Here is a 16,483-nt window from a genome sequence, read left to right as displayed (position 1 = left end):
GGATGAGCTTCTTTTAAATTGTTTTATCGAGACAGAACAGTATCATGTTTCTGTTCTAATCGGATGATCAGCATCCGGAAGAGGATCTTTCTACTGATCTCACTGCCGTTGTCAGCCCCTCTTTATCCCCGTTATCTCTGCGATGTCTCTGTCCAGAGTTATGAGGTCTCCTGTGGTGAGGTCGTGGATGATCCTGTGGCCGGTGACTCTGGCAAAAGTCCTGAGTTCCGCCTTCGTGGCGTTCAGGAAGTTGCCTACTCTCTTGGCCGCGGCGTCCTCGTCGAAGCGCTTCCTCAGTTCGGGATCCTGTGTGGCGATCCCGACCGGACATTTTCCGGAACCGCATATCCTGTACTGCTGACAGCCCGCAGCGATCATTGCGGCTGTGCCAATGGCGACGGCGTCGGCGCCCATGGCCAGGGCTTTTGCTATGTCAGAGGAGATCCGCAGGCCTCCCGTGATCACGAGCTCCACGTCGGACTTGCGCTGGTCCAGGAATTTTCTGGCACGGCTGAGAGCATATATAGTAGGCACGCTGGTGGCGTCCCTGAGGTGCTTCGGGCTGGAGCCGGTGGCTCCCCCTCTGCCGTCGATGGTTATGAAGTCGGGCTCGGAAAAGAGTATGAAGTCCAGATCCTCCTCGATGTGTCCGGCGGCGATCTTCACGCCGACAGGGCGTCCGTCGGAGCGGCTCCTGATCTCAGACACCAGAGCTTTAAGGTCTTCTCTGCTGTTGATGCCAGGGAAACGGGAAGGGCTCTGCACGTCCTCCCCCTCCTTCTTTCCCCGGATCCTGGCGATCTCCGGAGTGACTTTTTCCCCGGGGAGATGACCGCCCATCCCCGGCTTCGTGCCCTGGCCGATCTTGATCTCGATGGCATCGGCGTTTTTAAGGTTCTCGTCCGTCACACTGTATCGGTTTGGGACGTACTCGAAAATGTATTTGTACGCAGCCGCCATCTCTTCCGGAAGAATGCCGCCTTCGCCGGAGCACATTGCCGTATGCGCCATGGCGCTCCCTTTGGAGAGAGCCACCTTCGCCTCCTTTGAAAGGGCTCCGAAGGACATGTGGGTGACGTAAACAGGACTGTCGAGGATCATGGGCTTCTTCGCATTTTTGCCGATGACCGTAGTGGTGGACACGGGCTCGTCGTTCTCGAGAGGCATGTGTGCCAGCTGCCCGCCCAGGATGAGGATATCGTCCCACTTCGGAAGGGGCAGATCCGTGGCCATTGCACCCGAAATCGGCTCCCCCGTCACCGCCATGCGGTGGATGTCGTCCATGTGAGGGATGGAATCGTCGTGTCGCTCGTACGGTGCTGTAAAATTCAGATCCGGCTCATCTTCGCAGTGGGACTCGAACACTCCCGCGGCTTCCGCAGCGGCCGCAGCCCGCACTTCCGACTCATTCTCGCCATCTGCCGACAGAAGCTCAAGGTCTTTTCCCCGAGCGCCACAGACAGGACATACCGGTTCCCTGCCGTCCTCGATCTCGAAAACCGCTCCGCAGACCAGACATCTGTATTTTTTCATAGCTGTTACCTCGCTGTTGTTTTCTGTAGAGTGCAACCTTCGGAAACATTTTATAACAGCCGGGCGGGGCTGGCCACATAAAAAATCCGGGGAGCACCTCTCGCTTGAGAGACGATCCCCGGCCGTTCTTCTTTTGTGTTGTGGTGCGGCACACTGCTTATGGCAACCCCTCACCGGGCTGACCTAGACGATGACTCTGCAGGCGCAGATCCTCCTGCCGTACCTGAAGCTCAGGTCCCTGACGCGAATGCCGTTGGATTCGTTTTCCGCGCTGATCTCCTGGCCGTTGCCGATGTAGATGGTGTAGTGGCCTGTGTAGTAGATGATGTCTCCAGGCTGGAGCTCGTCGAAGGACACCCTGGTGAACCGGTCCTCAAAGCCAACCCTCGGCATGTCGTATCCGAAGTGGCGGTAGACGGAGTAAACGAAGCCTGAGCAGTCACATCCGTCGGTGAGGCTGATGCCTCCCAGCTTGTACGGATTGCCGATGAACTGCATGGCGAAGTCCACGACCTCCTGCCTCTTCGCAGCCTTGGCCTCCTCTTCCTTCTGTTTTTCCTGTTCCTGAATAACGCTCTGGACTTCAGTGGACGCCGCGATCTGCTCTGTTGACCGCTGTACCACCGACTTCTGGCCTCCGGCGTTCACCGCAGCATCGGTCCCCGCCTGGGTGATCACGTCCCCGATCCCTTCCACGACATCGACCTCAGGCTCGCTCTGGGCGTGGGCCACGAGGACCATCTGAGTCATGGAAAACAGCAGCACCATGGCCATGGCGATGAAAGTGATAAGCAGCTCGTCAGTCAACTTTTTTACTCTTTTGTTCATATAAAACCGCTGTCCTTCTCCGATGGGTCATAAAACTTCTGCTATCAGTTAAAAAGATATCGGTTTTATATTCATTTGTTGTGACAGGTCTGTGAAAAAGCCTTTCACTTTTTGTGCACGTTATACAGATTTTCCGCTCTGAGCGCGCTTTTCCAGCTCTCCCACGAGGAAAGGGATCGCCTCCTCGAAATTCACTCCGTACCATTTTCTGTCGGGATCTGCCATGGTCTTCTTCATACACTCAAGTGTAAAATCCACCGCCAGCTTCATGGCCTCGTCAATGCCGAGGCCCTTTGTCAGAGCACCCGCCATGGTGCTTGCAAAAATATCCCCCGTACCGTGGAACTGCATCGGCACCTTCTCGTTGTAGTACTCGTGGAAGTCGTCCGCGAACCTGTCGTAGCACAGCACGCCGAGCCGGTCATCCCCGTTGGGCGCACCGGTGAGAACGCTGTACTTAACGTTGCCGGTCGCCAGAGACCTGATCAGCTCCTTCAGTTCGTCCCTGGAGTAGTCCTCCCTGTAGGGAGTCCCCGTCATCAGACATGCCTCCGTGAGATTGGGAACGATCACATCCGCCTTTTCGCAGACGCGCTTCATGTCCTGTGGAAAAGTCCGGGAAAAGCCCGGGTACAGTTTGCCGAAGTCTGCCATGGCAGGATCTGCAAAGCGAAGGGCATCCTCGTCCGTGAATTCGTCAAACAGCCTTATCACCAGATCGCACTGCTCCTTCGAGCCCAGGTATCCGCTGTATACGGCGTCGAATCTGAACCCGTTCTTGTGCCACTGGTCCAGGATCCCCGGGATCTCATCGGTGAGATCGTGGAATGTGAATCCCTCCTCGAATGCCGTGTGGTTCGAGAGCACCGCCGTGGGGATGACCCCCGTCTCGATGCCCATTGCCGATATTATCGGGAGAGCCACCGTTAGGGAACACCGGCCTACACAGGAAATATCCTGGATCGTCACTATCCTTTTCATCATCATCCTCCAAAAAAACAGCGGCACGTTCAGCGCCACCAACGTCATTGAATATGTTAAGCTTTTTCCGGTCTTCCTTCAAGATACAGATGAAAAGAGTTTTTTTCGTATTCCCCAGTACAACGGCCGTTTGCGAGGGATCTGTACTTCAAAGAAATAGCAAAAAGCACAAATTACAGATAATCAGCTCGAGATCAGTGTTCCGGATCGGCGGCCCGGAACCGCCGCCGCGCAATGCTATAACCAGGCATCGGCTGCCCGGGGCCGCCGCGGTGCTGTCAGCTTATTATGTTTACGACCGAGCCCTGTGACGGGGTCTTTGTTATGACGACCTGCTTGTCTATGCGATTCCGGAGCTCCGCCACGTGGGAGATGATCCCTACCAGACGGTTCCCCTGGGCCAGACCTCCCAGCGCCTGTATGGCGTGATCCAGAAACTCGGGACTCAGCGTCCCGAAGCCCTCGTCGACGAACATGGTGTCCAGCTGAACGCCTCCCGCCGATGCCTGTATCTCGTCGGCCATGCCGAGGGCCAGAGAAAGCGAAGCCATGAAGGATTCGCCTCCGGAGAGGGTATTAACTTCCCTCTCCGCGCCGTTGTAATGATCGATGATGTCCAGCTCGAGGCCGGCCTGGCTTTTTCTGTCTGAGGCAGCGGCTCTGCGCTTCAGTTCATATTGCCCTGACGACATTACCATGAACCGGGTGTTTGCCCGGGCTATTATCCTGTCGAAGTAGTGCATCTGGACATAGGTCTCCAGCTGGATCTTGTCACGGCCGGTCACGCTTCCGCTGAAGGTGTCGGAAAGGTCTTTCACTTCTTTCCACTGTTCCCGGTTTCTGCTTTCCTCTCGGATCAGCTTTTCGCCGTTGCGCCGGGCGCCGGCCAGGCCTCGGACGAGGCCTGCCAGGTCCAGGCCTCGGACGAGGCCTGCCAGGTCCGCCGCCAGGCCCTCCAGCCGCTCGCGCCTGGCGGCAAGGACCTGCCGCCTGCCCGTTTCCTTTTCCGTATCCACAACGGGCAGGCGGGCCAGCGCCCCCTCCAGCATTCCGAGCCGGGCTTCTGCCTTCCTGAGTTCGCCCTCTGCATCTCTGGATCTCTTATCTGCATCCTCAGCTGCCTTCCTGAGCTGGCCCTGCAGATCCTGTATCCTCCTTATCTCCTTTTCCGCCTCTGCCTTGCCAGAATATTCCAGCTTGCCAGAAAGCTGCCCGGCAGAATCCTGTGCCGCCTTCATCTCGGTCTCATTCTTCACAGACTCCGCCCGGTTCCCGGCTATGCTGTTCCTGATGTCCGCTTCCTTCTCCCTGAGCTTCGGTAGGGTATCTCTGAGCTTCTCCAGCTCGTCGACCTGCGCCTTTGCAGCTTTGTATTCCCTGACCCTTTCAGCTTTTTCCTCTTCCTTCTTATTAATTATCTCAGAGGCTTCGCTTATTACAGCCTCCACAGAGGCCGGCACCGAAATGTCAACAGCTGCCTCGAGCCCCAGGGCCCCGGCCCTGTTGTTGAGCTCAGAAGCGGCCGCTGAAAGCTCACCGCCAACCTGGGCCGCCTCACGGCTGCACCGGTCAAGAGCCTTGCGCAGGCCCTCCAGATCCTTCCTGGCGGCCTCCACATCAGCCTTCTCCGGGCCGCCCTCCTTCCTGACGGCCGGGGCCGGGTGCTCCACAGACCCGCACACCGGACACGGCCGGCCCTCCTCTAGCTCGCCCGCCATGATCCCGGCCTGGGACTCAAGGAAGCCGTGATACAGCTCCTCGTATCTACGATCTCCCTCTTTTTCCGCGGACTGCGCCCTGCCGAAGCGCCCGACGGCCAGCTTCCTCTTTTCCATGAGATTCCCGACCTTTTCCGCTGAATCCACGGCCTGCTGGAGGTCCTGTATCTCCTTTTTCAGCATGGTCCCGGCGTTGAAGGCCTCTGAAAGCCTGCCCTCGCATCCCTGGACGGCCGCTTCTCTATCCTGTCCCCGCTGGATCCCGGCGGCGACCTCCTGTTCCTCCTCCTTCAGCTTTTCCGACTCCCCGGCCAGCTCATCTCCCCGGGACTTCAGCCTCTTTATCCTGGAACAAAGTCCATCCAGCTTCTCGTAATCACCGAGCGAGTCCTGCAGCAGCGCCGCCCTCCGGTCCAGATCCGCGGCATCCTTGACCTTCTTCTGACACTCCTTGCGGATCCCTTCGGCGGTCTCGAGTGACGCCTGCCACTTTTCGATGTCCTTCAGTGCCTGTTCCTTTTCTCTGACCTGCTCGTCCCGCCGGCGACCCTTTTCGATCACGAGGTCCAGCTCAGAGATCTCACCGTCCAGCTTTTTTCTGGCCTTTTCCAGCCGCCCGGAATTCTCTTCGTTGGCTGCTATAAGCACGTCCATGGCGGTGAGCATGTCCTCCAGTGGCGCATCGCCTGCGGCAGCCTTCTCTATGGCCTCGACGGCTTCTGCCGTATCTGCCTCATAAGTCTCAGCCTCTGCCGCTTCGGTCTCGTCCGGCCCGACATCCGCCGCGGCATCAGCGGTGCCACCGTCCTTTCCGCCCTCGCAGCCTGGCTCAGCAGGGATCCCGATCACCCTCTTGTCTGCGCCGTCGCCTATCTGCCTGATCCTCGTGTGCAGGTCCTCGTTCTCCCTCCGCAGCTCCATCTCCCTTTTTTTCAGCTCCCTCTGAAAATCGCTGAAAAGCTCCGTGTGAAAAAGCTGCCTGAATATCTTTATCCTCTCATCCGTCGAGGCGTACAGGAGCTTACGGAACTCACCCTGTGGGATCATGGCGATCCCGGAGAACTGCCTGTCGTCCAGCCCGATGATGCTCTGGATCTCACGGTTCACGTTGGAGATCCCCGCGACCACTGTGCCGTCGGGCAGCTCGAGCTGGGCGTCGGCCTTCTCCTCGACCATGCCCATCCCCCGCTTCTTAGGGCGCATGTAACCCGGGTTCCTCCTGACCCTGTAGTGCTTTCCCCTGTACTGGAAAAAGAGCTCTGCGTAGGTCGCGGTGTCCGGCGAGCTGTAGCGGGAGCGCATCATAGCCCCGGAGCGGTCGTCGCCGCTGGTCCTGCCGTAGAGCGCGTACATTATCCCGTCGAAAATGGTGGTCTTTCCCGCTCCCGTGTCTCCGGTTATGAGATAGAGTCCGGAAGTGCCCAGCTTGCTCAGGTCGATCACGGTCTCCCCGGCGTAGGGTCCGAAGGCGGACAAAACAAGTTTCTCAGGTCTCATACTTCCCCTCCTATCTCTCCGGCTCCTGCTCGTCCAGGGATCTCAGTATACTTGTACACAAGTCTTTCTGGTCCCGGCTCATCTCCCGGTCGTTCATCTTCTGGAAAAATTCGTCTATCAGCTCCTCAGGCGACCTCTCTGCTATTTCTTCGCCGCCATCCGGCGTCCAGCTGCTCCTGGTCCTCCTGTTGTCGTAATCGATACGCATCAGGTTCTTGTATATGGTCCTGAGCCTGGCCGCGGCATCCGGAACGTCCTCCTCGTCCGTGAGGGTGATGTGGACGTAGTCCTCCTGCCAGGTCGTCCCCTTGTAAAAACTCCTCGCCGTCACCTCTTCGTAGCTCCCCCTCAGCTCCACCATCTCCCTGAGAGGAGTGAGGTTCAGCGTCTCCACCGCGGGCTTTTTCCCCTTTTCCAGGTTTACGACAGTGACCGTCTTCTCCTGGCCGGCCTCCGAAAAAGAATATTTCAGCGGCGTACCCGAATATCTGATGACCTGGTCTTCCTCCCCCGCCACGTTCTGCGGGCTGTGGATGTGGCCCAGTGCCACGTAGTCGAAGCCCTTGTATGCGCTGGCATCCACGTTGTCCAGGCCTCCGATGCTCACCTCTTCGGACTCGCACCTGGAAGCTCCTGTGACGAACTGGTGGGAGACCAGCACGTTCCTGGCCTCATGATCCACAGGTAGACCCTCTAGGGCGCGGGCCACAGCCTCCGTATACGTGTGGATCTCCTGCGCATCCTGCATTTCCTGGGCTCCCGCGATCTCCAGTTCACCCAGAGACTCCGGCGCATCCGGCGTTTCAGCCGATCCTCCGTTTTCAGACCCCTGCGCTTCCAGAGCCTTCCGTATGTTGACGGGCCTCACAAAAGGCAGCAGGTAGAAGTCCACCGGCCCCTCTCCGTCCTCCAGCCTGACCCTCTTCAGGCTGCCGCCGTACACCGGGGAGAGATAGACGCCAGATTTTTCCATGAGGCCCCCGCCAAAGGCGATCCTCTCCGCAGAGTCGTGATTGCCGCTGATCATGAAAACAGCGGGGCACAGCTCCGCTGCCTTTTCCAGGAAAACGTCCATCAGGGTCACAGCCTCCCTCGGCGGCACCGGGCGGTCGTACACGTCGCCGGCTATGATCAGTGCGTCCGGCTTTTCCTCACGGATCATCTCCAGGATCCGGGCCAGGATGTACTCCTGGTCCGATATCATGGAATACTCGTATACACGCTTACCGATGTGCAGATCTGACAGGTGAAAAATCTTCATATGGCCTCCTCGCATGTTAGCTACGGCACCAGTATAACAGAAACCGGGAGCCATATAAGCTCCCGGCGTGTTTTAATCAAGATCTATCTTATTCTTGAGCAGGTAATTCGTGATCAGGAAGAGCACTGCGAAAAACGCTGTCGTGATCGCTATATTCGCCCCCAGGAAGATCCCGACAGAGTGGACATCCGTCGGAACTGAGAACAGTTTCACCGTGATGTTGACCTCTATTATGAACATCACCAGGAAGGCCGCCACGCTGAGAAGTGCCCTGTATTTTCTCACCAGGTGTCCGATCGTCTCTGCGGCGTAGATCATCAGGATCCCCAGGGAAAGCGCCAGCAGCATCCAGATGATGATGCCTGCACCGTATACGGTATATCGAGTGAGCTCGCTGCTCCACTGGAGATTGGAATCCAAACTGAAGAACTCTCCCGATTCGTACGGCGTCATGATAACGATGGTGATAAACCCTGTGATCATGGACAGGATGACCCAAAGGAGACCGTTTATGATCTTGGACCACAGGTGCGTGCTCGTCTTTACCGGCAGGGTGAGGAAAAGGTATCCCTGATCGCCCAGGAGATTTTTGATGCCCCTGTCGATGACCACCAGGGTCATCACAAAGATGGCCGTCACCAGTACTACGTAGCCGATCTGGAGCAGTGTGGAGACCGGCCCTCCGACCTTTATCAGATCCATTATCCTCATGGCGGCCGTCACCGCGATTATCAGTCCGTACAGAGGGAGCATCCTTCTCCCTGTCCAGCGAATGTCGTATTTCAAAAGATGTCCTAGCATTTGAATACCCCCTTAAACAGTTCTTCTACGCTCTTGCCGTTTTCTTCTCTCAGCTCGTCCGCCGGTCTGTGGAGGAAGATCTTTCCCTCCTTGACGAAGACGATGTCGTCCAGCACGGATTCCACTTCGCTGATGAGGTGGGTGGAGATCACCACCAGCGCGTCCGGAGAGTAGTTGGTGATTATTGTGTCCAGGATGTAGTCCCTGGCCGCCGGGTCAACGCCCCCGACCGGCTCATCCAGCAGATAAACCTTTGCCCTGCGGCTCATCACCAGGATCAGCTGGAGCTTTTCCTTCGTGCCCTTGGACATCTCGCCGACCTTCATGCTCCCCTTTATCCCCAGGGAGATGAGCATGTCCACGGCCTTTTTCCTGTCGAAGTCCTTAAAGAACTCCTCATGCATCTTCACCAGGTCCTGCGCGGTCATGTAATCGCTGAAGACCACCCTGTCGGACAGGTAGGCCGTCTCGGCCTTGGTCTCCTTCCCGGGCTCCATGCCGTCCACCAGGACGGTCCCCGCAGATGGCTTGATAAGTCCGGCCGCCATCTTGATCATGGTCGTCTTGCCGGCTCCGTTCGGCCCCAGGAGCCCTACGATCCTTCCAGGCTCCAGATCCAGGTCCAGGTGGTCGAGGGCCAGGCTGCTTCCGTATCTCTTTGTTACTTCCCTGTATTGCAAAATGCCCATTACGCTTCCTTCCTTTCTTTCTCACCTCTCCCGGACGACTCGCTCTCTCCGGATCTCGCACTCTCTTCTTCCAGCCCGGCCATCACCGCCTGTATGATCTGATCCCTGTCCAGTCCCATGCTGCTGAGCTCCTCGATCAGCCGGGATACGTATTTCTCTGCCATCTTGTTGTTCAACTCCTTCAAAACCTCTTCATCCTCTGTGATGAATTTCCCGCTCGTCCTCTCTGTGTAGATGAGCTTCCGGCGCTCCAGCTCTCCGAGTCCCCTCTGCATAGTATTCGGATTCACTCCTGCCTCAAGAGCCAGGTCCCTTACGGAAGGGAGCCTTTCCCCTGGTTTGTACTTGCCTGAGACGATGCGCATTACCATCTCGTCCACTATCTGTGTATAGATGGGAATGCCGTTCTTAAATTCCCATGCCATCTGTTTCCTCCCAATCTTTTTCTGATAACTTGGCCTCCAGTGCCTGCATACGCCCGCGACGCTTGCGTTGCTCCGGGCCTGCGGCGCTACAGGTGTTTCTCTTTTGGTCTGTCTTATTGTATTACGTGTTTAATACAATAAGACATTAATACATGCTGTACGGTATGTCAAGAGTTTTCTGGAAAAAAGTTTTTTACGTTTTTAGAGGGACGGGTGGTTTTGCCGCCTTCCTTTTCGTGACAAAATGAAAGATCTCCCTCCCGGGTGCTTCTACATTACCCGAGAGGGAGATCTTTCTGCTTATTTCTATATTCTATCCAACGATTTTTCCCAGCCGTCAGATCCACAAGCCGATCAGTTCTTCAGGCTCTGTATCGGTGCCGGGATCCGCCCGCCTCTGTTTATCATCTTCGCAGGCGAAAGTGTTGAGACAGGCATCACAGGGCCGGATCCGAAGAGGCCGCCGTAGTCGAACTCATCGCCTTCCTTGAGACCGATGCCAGGGATCACTCTGACCGCGGTGGTCTTGGAGTTGATCATGCCGATGGCTGCCTCGTCTGCGATGATGGCGGATATAACCTCGGCCGTGGTGTCGCCCGGGATGACTATCATGTCCAGGCCGACCGAGCAGACGGCGGTCATGGCCTCGAGCTTCTGGACCGTCAGGACTCCCTCCCTGGCAGCCCTTATCATCCCCGCGTCCTCTGTCACCGGGATGAAGGCACCGGACAGGCCGCCGATGGTGCTGGAGGCCATGACACCGCCCTTTTTCACGGCATCGTTAAGCATGGCGAGAGCCGCGGTGGTGCCGCAGGCACCTACTCTTTCCAGGCCGATCTCCTCCAGGATGTGGGCCACCGAATCTCCCACGGCAGGGGTCGGGGCCAGGGACAGATCCACGATCCCGAACGGAACTCCCAGCATCTCACTGGCGACTGTACCCACCAGCTGGCCCATACGGGTGACCTTGAATGCGGTCTTTTTGATCTTCTCAGCTACCTGCTGGAGGTCCGCATCATCGTCCATGGAAGCGATGGCGGCCCTCACCACTCCCGGGCCGGAGACTCCAACATTTATAACACAGTCAGGTTCTCCCACTCCGTGGAAGGCTCCCGCCATGAACGGATTATCCTCCGGCGCGTTGCAGAAAACCACCAGCTTTGTGGCGCCCACGCACTGCCTGTCAGCCGTGAGCTCCGCACACTGACGGACAACGGTGCCCATGGTTTTTACAGCATCCATGTTGATGCCCGCCTTCGTGCTCCCTATGTTGACCGAAGAGCACACTCTTTCGGTCTCCGCAAGGGCTCTCGGGATGGACTCGATCAGCTCCCTGTCTCCAGGACCGAAGCCCTTCTGCACAAGTGCGGAATAACCTCCGATGAAGTTCACCCCGATGGCCCGGGCTGCCTCGTCCAGAGCTTTTGCGTATTTAACCGGGTCGCCGCCGCTGGCACCGGCCAGCATGGCTATCGGAGTCACGGACACCCTCTTGTTGACGATCGGGATCCCGTACCTCTTTTCTATTATTTCGCCGGTCTCCACGAGCTTTCCGGCACATTTTTTTATCTTTTCCACCACCTTGCGGCAGGACCGGTCGATGTCGCTGTCCACGCAGTCGAGCAGGGATATGCCCATGGTTATGGTCCTGACGTCCAGATTTTCCTCATCGATCATGTCGATGGTCTCTCTTATTTCTCCTACTTCAAACATGTTCTCCTCCACTCGGGCTCAGATCCTGTGCATGGCGTGAAAAATATCCTCGTGCATCACGTGGTTCTTGGTCTCCGGCAGGACCTTGTCCAGGAATTCCTGGAGCTCCCCGATGGAGCAGTCCATGTCGTCCACGCAGGCTATCATCGTCATGGAAAAATAGCCTTCCACGACATGCTGTGTCACCGCCTCAATGTTGGCGTTGTGTTCTGCGCAGAGCGTGCTGACCTTGGCCAGGATCCCTACCTCGTCTTTCCCGATAACTGAAATGATGCTTCTCATTGTGGTCTCTCCCTTCGAATCAAAGCTTTCCTAAGTTTACAGTCCTTTGCTCTTAATATATCTGAAAACAGTCTCCAGGCCCAGCTCCAGCTGAAGGTCTGTGTGGGCTCCTGACAGTGTTATTTTCAGGAACGAGTCCCTGTTCTCCGGATCCGCTGCGAACCGGGAGGAGTGGGCGACTTTTACTCCCAGATCCTCCAGGTCGTTCTCTATCGTTGTCCCGCTGGTCCGCCCTTTGAGGGGGATCCACCTGTAAAAGGAAAGCGGGTTGCCCACGTTCCTCTTCGACGGCGAGTAGAACTTGTTCATGCAGGAGTCGAAGATGTTGTTGGCTGCGATGGCCAGCCTCCGCTTCCTGCCCACTATCTCCCTCGCCGCTCCGCTGGTCACCAGTCTGGTGAGGACCGCGGCACTCACTGCAGATGTCCTGAGGTCCATGGCCTCCAGGCCCCTGAAAAGCCGGCCTCTCACCATGTCTCCGGCCACCATGTACCCCGCCTTGAGGCTGCCGCTCACCGGCTCAGCCGCGGTACTGATGTACACCGCCCGGTTCGGCACCAGCCTGGCCACAGGCCCCTGGTAGTCGGGATTCACGTCCGCGGTGAAAAAGGCGAACGGATCGTTCTCCACCAGTATCATGGACCCTCTCAGTATGACGCCCGCAAGTGCCCGCTTCCTCTCCTCCGTCATATAGATCGCGGCCGGGTCGCTGCATGACGGCATGAGATACACTCCCGTAATAGGTGTCCGCCTGTTGATGATCTCCAGCTCCCCAGGGATCATCCCGTGGTTATCTGAAGGCACGGGCACCAGCTGTATCCCCATGAGCCGCGCCAGAGTTATCAGACGCTCCGGCACGAATGGATCCACCGCCAGCCTGTCTCCCGCCCGGAAAAGAGTGAGCATCGCTATGCTCAGTGCTTCGGCCGCGCCGGGAACTATTGCAAGGTGGTCCGGCACGGTGCGCAGACCCACGTTCCTCAGCCAGCTGATGCCGGCAGCCTTGTGAGATGGTATCCCCTCGGGACATGAATAGTCGAGAAGGTCCCTCAGGCTTGAGGTTATCACGACATTCCTTACCCCTTCGGTGACCACGTCGTTGAACCTGTCAAAATACGCAGGTGATGCAAGGTCCACTTGATCTCTGCGAAACTTTATGACACCCTCCGGCTCCGGAAAGTGGACGGATCCAGCCACGTACGTGCCGCTCCCCGGCACGGAATACACCATCCCCTTTTCCTGGCAGAAGCTGTAGGCCCTGGTAACGGTGGTCGTGTTCACATCCAGGTACTCTGCCAGTTCCTTCTGAGCGGGGAGCCTGGTCCCCGGCGTCAGGTATCCGTTCTCTATGTCCGATTCCATCATCTGGGCGATCGATCTGTATATTGGCCTGTTCAGCCTTCCTCTGTCAGGGCGCCACGACAGAGGAAGCGTGCGGAGCCCCTGATCAGTCTCTCTTTTTTTCTGTTTCGTTTCCATTTCGCCTTCCATCCTGTCCGGTATTACCCCTCTGTCTCCTTCGTCGCTTATCCGTTTCACGTCGAACTGCCTCAGGTCTTTTTTTATACATGCCATTGTAACATTAATCAAGACTTAAGAATCAATTTAAGGGCAATTAAGATAAAGCTTCTATACTGGCACTGTTCAAAAGCGGCGGCGGTCTTTTCACGGCCGTGGAGAAGCCTGCCGTATCCTGAAAGTAAAACAAAGGAGCCATATCTATGGACATTATAGAAACCATCAGAAAACACGCAGCATCCGACCCGGACAAGACGGCCTTTCAGTTCTCCGGTGAAGGGATCACCTACGGCCAGCTCTGGGAAAAATCGGGACGCCTGGCCAATTATCTCCTCCAGCTTAAAGGCCTGAAAGAGCATCAGCCCGTTCCGGTCTACGGCCATAAATCGGCGCTCATGCCGGTCTGCTTTCTGGCCTGTACACGCTCCGGCCATCCCTATGTTCCGATCGACACGAGCACACCAGAACAGAGAGTGTCGGACATCCTCTCGTCGCTGGAAAGTCCCGTGGTACTCGCCCCGGTCGCCCTTCCTGTGGACGTGCGGCAAGAGTCGCTCATCGGAGCTGAAGATCTGGAAAAGATCTCCGAAGATCCGGCCCTCGGGCAGCCGGACATGAAATACAGAAACCTCAAGGATGACATACACTACATCATCTTCACCTCCGGGAGCACCGGAAAGCCCAAGGGCGTGAAGATCACCACCAGCAACCTTGAGGCGTATCTCTCCTGGTCTGTTGGCCTTGTGGACGAAAAGCCCGGAGTCTTCATGAACCAGGCCCCGTTCTCATTCGACCTGTCGGTGATGGACTTTTACACGGGGCTGGCCACGGGATCCACCGTCGCATGCACGGACAGAGCTATGGTCCAGGATCTCTCCGCCACATTGGAATTCCTCGGCAGACAGAAACCCGACTACTGGGTCTCCACCCCGTCCTTCGCAGACCTGTGCCTGAGCGAACCATCTTTTTCCGGAAGGGCCCTGCCGTCCATGAAAAAGTTTCTCTTCTGCGGCGAGCCTCTGCGAAAGCAAACGGCATCCCGACTGATGGAACGCTTTCCCGGGGCCGAGGTCATCAACACCTATGGGCCCACCGAGGCCACGGTCTGCGTGACCGGCGTCACCATCACCGAAGAGATGATATCGGCACCGGGTGACCTGCCCGTGGGCAGGGCGAAGCCCGGTACCGAGGTCTTTGCGGGCGATGTCGATGGAAAGCCGCTTCCGCAGGGTGAGACCGGGGAGCTGATCATCGCTGGAGATACCGTAAGCCCCGGCTATTTCCGGGATCCGGGCAGGACCGCGGAAGTCTTTTTCACCCTGGACGACGGCACCCCCGCCTACCGCACCGGCGACCTCGGCCGCGTAGATGAAAACGGCATGGTCTGGTGCAAGGGTAGGATGGACGGCCAGGTGAAGTTCCACGGCTACCGCATCGAGCTCGGCGACATCGAGAAGAACCTCACTCAGCTCCAGGACGTGGAAAATGCGGCGGTCTTCCTGAAAAAGAATCAGGGGTCCGGCGAGTCTCTTGCGGCCTGCGTCCTCCAGGCTCCGTCCGTGGACACGTCCTACGCCAGGAGGAAGTGGATACGCGGCGCGCTGGGGCAGCGGCTTCCTCAGTACATGGTGCCAAAGAGGGTGATCTTCTTTACCGATTTTCCGACCACCGCGAATGGCAAGCTTGACAGGAAGGCCCTGGGAGAGATGATCTGATGCAGCTATTTCAAGACAACACTTTTTTCGTACTGCTGGCGGTACTGTCGGTGCCGGCCTTCATCCTGGGATACCTGGAAAAGCCCATTCGCCTTTACGGCTTCGCGGTCTCTCTGGTGTTCCTGTGGCTGGTTATGGGAGGCACCCCGAGGGCGCTGTGCTTCCTGGGAGTGTTCCTCCTGTGGGAGATCCTCGAGGCCGAGCTCTACGTGAGGGTGCGGGAAAAATACGGGCGGAACAGGAAGATATATTACGTCTTTCTGATACTGTCCATACTGCCGCTGGCCCTCAACAAATACGCCACCGCCACGGGGAGCGCACTTCACCTTTTCGGGTTCCTGGGCATATCCTACATGACCTTCAAATCCGCGCAGGTGATAATACAGATCTTCGACGGACAGATACAGAAAGTCGATCTTCTTTCGTACGTATACATGATGATCTTCTTTCCCGTCATCACCTCCGGCCCCATCGACAGGAGCCAGAGGTTCCAGGACGACATATACAGGAGCATCCCCAGGGATGAATACCTGAACATGGCTGGAATCGGCATCTTCAAGATCGTCCTCGGTATGGTGTACAAGATCGTGATCGCCGCCGGTATATACCAGCTGATGATACGTCTCGGGAACGGGACCGATCTGAAGACCACGTTCCTGTACATGTACACTTACGGGTTCTATCTGTTCTTCGATTTCGCCGGCTACAGCCTGATGGCTGTGGGTGCATCGTACCTGTTCGGAGTAAAGACGCCTGACAACTTCAACAAACCGTTTCTCAGCGTAGACATAAAAGATTTCTGGGACCGGTGGCACATAACGCTGTCCCACTGGTTCAGAGACTTCGTCTTCTCCCGGGTGACCATAAACCTGATGAGAAGCCGGAAGTTCAAGAGCCGTCTGACCATCGCGGTGATCGCCTTTTTCATAAACATGGGCCTCATGGGAGTATGGCACGGCACCGAACCTTATTACATAATGTATGGCCTGTATCACGGACTCCTTCTCTCGGTCACCGAGGTGTACCAGAAGAAGAGCCGGTTTTACAAGAGCCACCGCAAGGACAAGTGGTACCGGCTGGTATCCGGGATCATCACGTTTCAGCTGGTGATGTTCGGATTCTTCATATTCTCCGGCCGGATCATGAAATACATATAAACCGGATCCGTACAGGCCATACCTGAGCCATACCTGTACGGATCGCAATATCATTCAATATCAGCCGGTGATCACAAACTTTGATGACCGGCGCAACACCACGGAGGTGCAAAATGAGCGATAACACAAAGATCTACGAAAAGGTGATGGATATTCTCACCGATGTTACAGGTGACCCTGTAGTCAGAGAAGATCCTGACATCAACCTTCCGGAAGAGGGTCTCATAGATTCAATGGGATACATGGAGCTGCTCATGGACGTGGAGGATTCCCTGGGCATAGTCATCGCCCCTGCCGAGTACACCAGGGAGGAGATGGACACACCGAGAAAAATCGCCGCTGTAGTGGAGAGCAAAAGCAGATAG

General features: G+C 56.8%; 14 protein-coding genes. 3 read left to right on the top strand and 11 right to left on the bottom strand.

The features are described from left to right. Nucleotides 1-111 precede the first annotated feature (111 nt). From BQ7382_RS02055 to BQ7382_RS02005, 11 genes are all read right to left on the bottom strand, one after another. Nucleotides 112-1,533 (bottom strand): glutamate synthase-related protein, encoded by a 1,422-nt coding sequence (locus tag BQ7382_RS02055; RefSeq protein WP_077390477.1) that lies wholly within the window; start codon nt 1,531-1,533, stop codon nt 112-114. Nucleotides 1,534-1,716: 183 nt separating this feature from the next. Beyond that, nucleotides 1,717-2,361: a C40 family peptidase gene (locus tag BQ7382_RS02050; RefSeq protein WP_077390476.1), complete on the bottom strand. Its 645-nt coding sequence runs from the start codon at nt 2,359-2,361 to the stop codon at nt 1,717-1,719. Between the two features lie 120 nt (nt 2,362-2,481). Then, nucleotides 2,482-3,342, bottom strand: coding sequence for a pyridoxamine kinase (locus BQ7382_RS02045; protein ID WP_077390655.1), 861 nt, complete (start codon nt 3,340-3,342; stop codon nt 2,482-2,484). A gap of 278 nt (nt 3,343-3,620) precedes the next feature. After that, nucleotides 3,621-6,557, bottom strand: a complete 2,937-nt coding sequence (locus BQ7382_RS02040) for an AAA family ATPase (RefSeq protein ID WP_077390475.1) — start codon at nt 6,555-6,557, stop codon at nt 3,621-3,623. A 10-nt stretch (nt 6,558-6,567) separates the two neighbouring features. After that, nucleotides 6,568-7,818 (bottom strand): exonuclease SbcCD subunit D, encoded by a 1,251-nt coding sequence (locus tag BQ7382_RS02035; protein ID WP_077390474.1) that lies wholly within the window; start codon nt 7,816-7,818, stop codon nt 6,568-6,570. A gap of 72 nt (nt 7,819-7,890) precedes the next feature. Continuing rightward, a complete protein-coding gene (locus BQ7382_RS02030) occupies nt 7,891-8,619 on the bottom strand; it encodes a hypothetical protein (RefSeq protein ID WP_144082059.1) in 729 nt (242 codons plus the stop codon). Then, nucleotides 8,613-9,308 (bottom strand): ATP-binding cassette domain-containing protein, encoded by a 696-nt coding sequence (locus BQ7382_RS02025; protein ID WP_077390472.1) that lies wholly within the window; start codon nt 9,306-9,308, stop codon nt 8,613-8,615. The genes BQ7382_RS02030 and BQ7382_RS02025 overlap by 7 nt, the downstream gene beginning before the upstream one ends. After that, a complete protein-coding gene (locus tag BQ7382_RS02020; protein WP_077390471.1) occupies nt 9,308-9,733 on the bottom strand; it encodes a GntR family transcriptional regulator in 426 nt (141 codons plus the stop codon). The genes BQ7382_RS02025 and BQ7382_RS02020 overlap by 1 nt, the downstream gene beginning before the upstream one ends. A 354-nt stretch (nt 9,734-10,087) precedes the next feature. After that, nucleotides 10,088-11,446: a PFL family protein gene (locus BQ7382_RS02015; RefSeq protein ID WP_077390470.1), complete on the bottom strand. Its 1,359-nt coding sequence runs from the start codon at nt 11,444-11,446 to the stop codon at nt 10,088-10,090. An 18-nt stretch (nt 11,447-11,464) separates the two neighbouring features. Continuing rightward, nucleotides 11,465-11,728, bottom strand: coding sequence for an ACT domain-containing protein (locus BQ7382_RS02010; RefSeq protein ID WP_077390469.1), 264 nt, complete (start codon nt 11,726-11,728; stop codon nt 11,465-11,467). Between the two features lie 36 nt (nt 11,729-11,764). Next, nucleotides 11,765-13,303 carry an aminotransferase-like domain-containing protein gene (locus tag BQ7382_RS02005; RefSeq protein WP_077390468.1) on the bottom strand — a complete coding sequence of 513 codons (1,539 nt, stop codon included), beginning with the start codon at nt 13,301-13,303 and terminating at the stop codon, nt 11,765-11,767. Nucleotides 13,304-13,449: 146 nt separating this feature from the next. Between BQ7382_RS02005 and dltA the strand changes: the two genes are divergently transcribed. The 3 genes from dltA (at nt 13,450) to dltC (ending at nt 16,483) form a co-directional block, all read left to right on the top strand. Next, nucleotides 13,450-14,961 carry a D-alanine--poly(phosphoribitol) ligase subunit DltA gene (dltA, locus tag BQ7382_RS02000; RefSeq protein ID WP_077390467.1) on the top strand — a complete coding sequence of 504 codons (1,512 nt, stop codon included), beginning with the start codon at nt 13,450-13,452 and terminating at the stop codon, nt 14,959-14,961. Beyond that, on the top strand, nt 14,961-16,118 hold the full coding sequence (dltB, locus tag BQ7382_RS01995; RefSeq protein WP_077390466.1) for a D-alanyl-lipoteichoic acid biosynthesis protein DltB: 1,158 nt from the start codon (nt 14,961-14,963) through the stop codon (nt 16,116-16,118). Before dltA ends, dltB begins: the two co-directional genes overlap by 1 nt. 113 nt (nt 16,119-16,231) lie before the next feature. Continuing rightward, a complete protein-coding gene (gene dltC / locus BQ7382_RS01990; protein WP_235847915.1) occupies nt 16,232-16,483 on the top strand; it encodes a D-alanine--poly(phosphoribitol) ligase subunit 2 in 252 nt (83 codons plus the stop codon).

The organism is Mobilibacterium timonense (genome assembly GCF_900155555.1).
GTDB lineage: Bacteria > Bacillota > Clostridia > Peptostreptococcales > Anaerovoracaceae > Allobaileyella > Allobaileyella timonense.
Note: the sequence above shows the minus strand (reverse complement) of the source record. Positions and strands in the feature narration are given on the sequence as shown.

Excerpts from the sequence above, each read along its gene's own strand:
- BQ7382_RS02010 (WP_077390469.1), bottom strand. The coding sequence starts at position 11,728 with ATGAGAAGCATCATTTCAGTTATCGGGAAAGACGAGGTAGGGATCCTG.
- dltA (WP_077390467.1), top strand. The coding sequence starts at position 13,450 with ATGGACATTATAGAAACCATCAGAAAACACGCAGCATCCGACCCGGAC.
- BQ7382_RS02025 (WP_077390472.1), bottom strand. The coding sequence starts at position 9,308 with ATGGGCATTTTGCAATACAGGGAAGTAACAAAGAGATACGGAAGCAGC.
- dltC (WP_235847915.1), top strand. The coding sequence starts at position 16,232 with ATGAGCGATAACACAAAGATCTACGAAAAGGTGATGGATATTCTCACC.
- BQ7382_RS02015 (WP_077390470.1), bottom strand. The coding sequence starts at position 11,446 with ATGTTTGAAGTAGGAGAAATAAGAGAGACCATCGACATGATCGATGAG.
- dltB (WP_077390466.1), top strand. The coding sequence starts at position 14,961 with ATGCAGCTATTTCAAGACAACACTTTTTTCGTACTGCTGGCGGTACTG.
- BQ7382_RS02050 (WP_077390476.1), bottom strand. The coding sequence starts at position 2,361 with ATGAACAAAAGAGTAAAAAAGTTGACTGACGAGCTGCTTATCACTTTC.
- BQ7382_RS02020 (WP_077390471.1), bottom strand. The coding sequence starts at position 9,733 with ATGGCATGGGAATTTAAGAACGGCATTCCCATCTATACACAGATAGTG.
- BQ7382_RS02005 (WP_077390468.1), bottom strand. The coding sequence starts at position 13,303 with ATGGCATGTATAAAAAAAGACCTGAGGCAGTTCGACGTGAAACGGATA.
- BQ7382_RS02035 (WP_077390474.1), bottom strand. The coding sequence starts at position 7,818 with ATGAAGATTTTTCACCTGTCAGATCTGCACATCGGTAAGCGTGTATAC.
- BQ7382_RS02040 (WP_077390475.1), bottom strand. The coding sequence starts at position 6,557 with ATGAGACCTGAGAAACTTGTTTTGTCCGCCTTCGGACCCTACGCCGGG.
- BQ7382_RS02045 (WP_077390655.1), bottom strand. The coding sequence starts at position 3,342 with ATGAAAAGGATAGTGACGATCCAGGATATTTCCTGTGTAGGCCGGTGT.
- BQ7382_RS02030 (WP_144082059.1), bottom strand. The coding sequence starts at position 8,619 with ATGCTAGGACATCTTTTGAAATACGACATTCGCTGGACAGGGAGAAGG.
- BQ7382_RS02055 (WP_077390477.1), bottom strand. The coding sequence starts at position 1,533 with ATGAAAAAATACAGATGTCTGGTCTGCGGAGCGGTTTTCGAGATCGAG.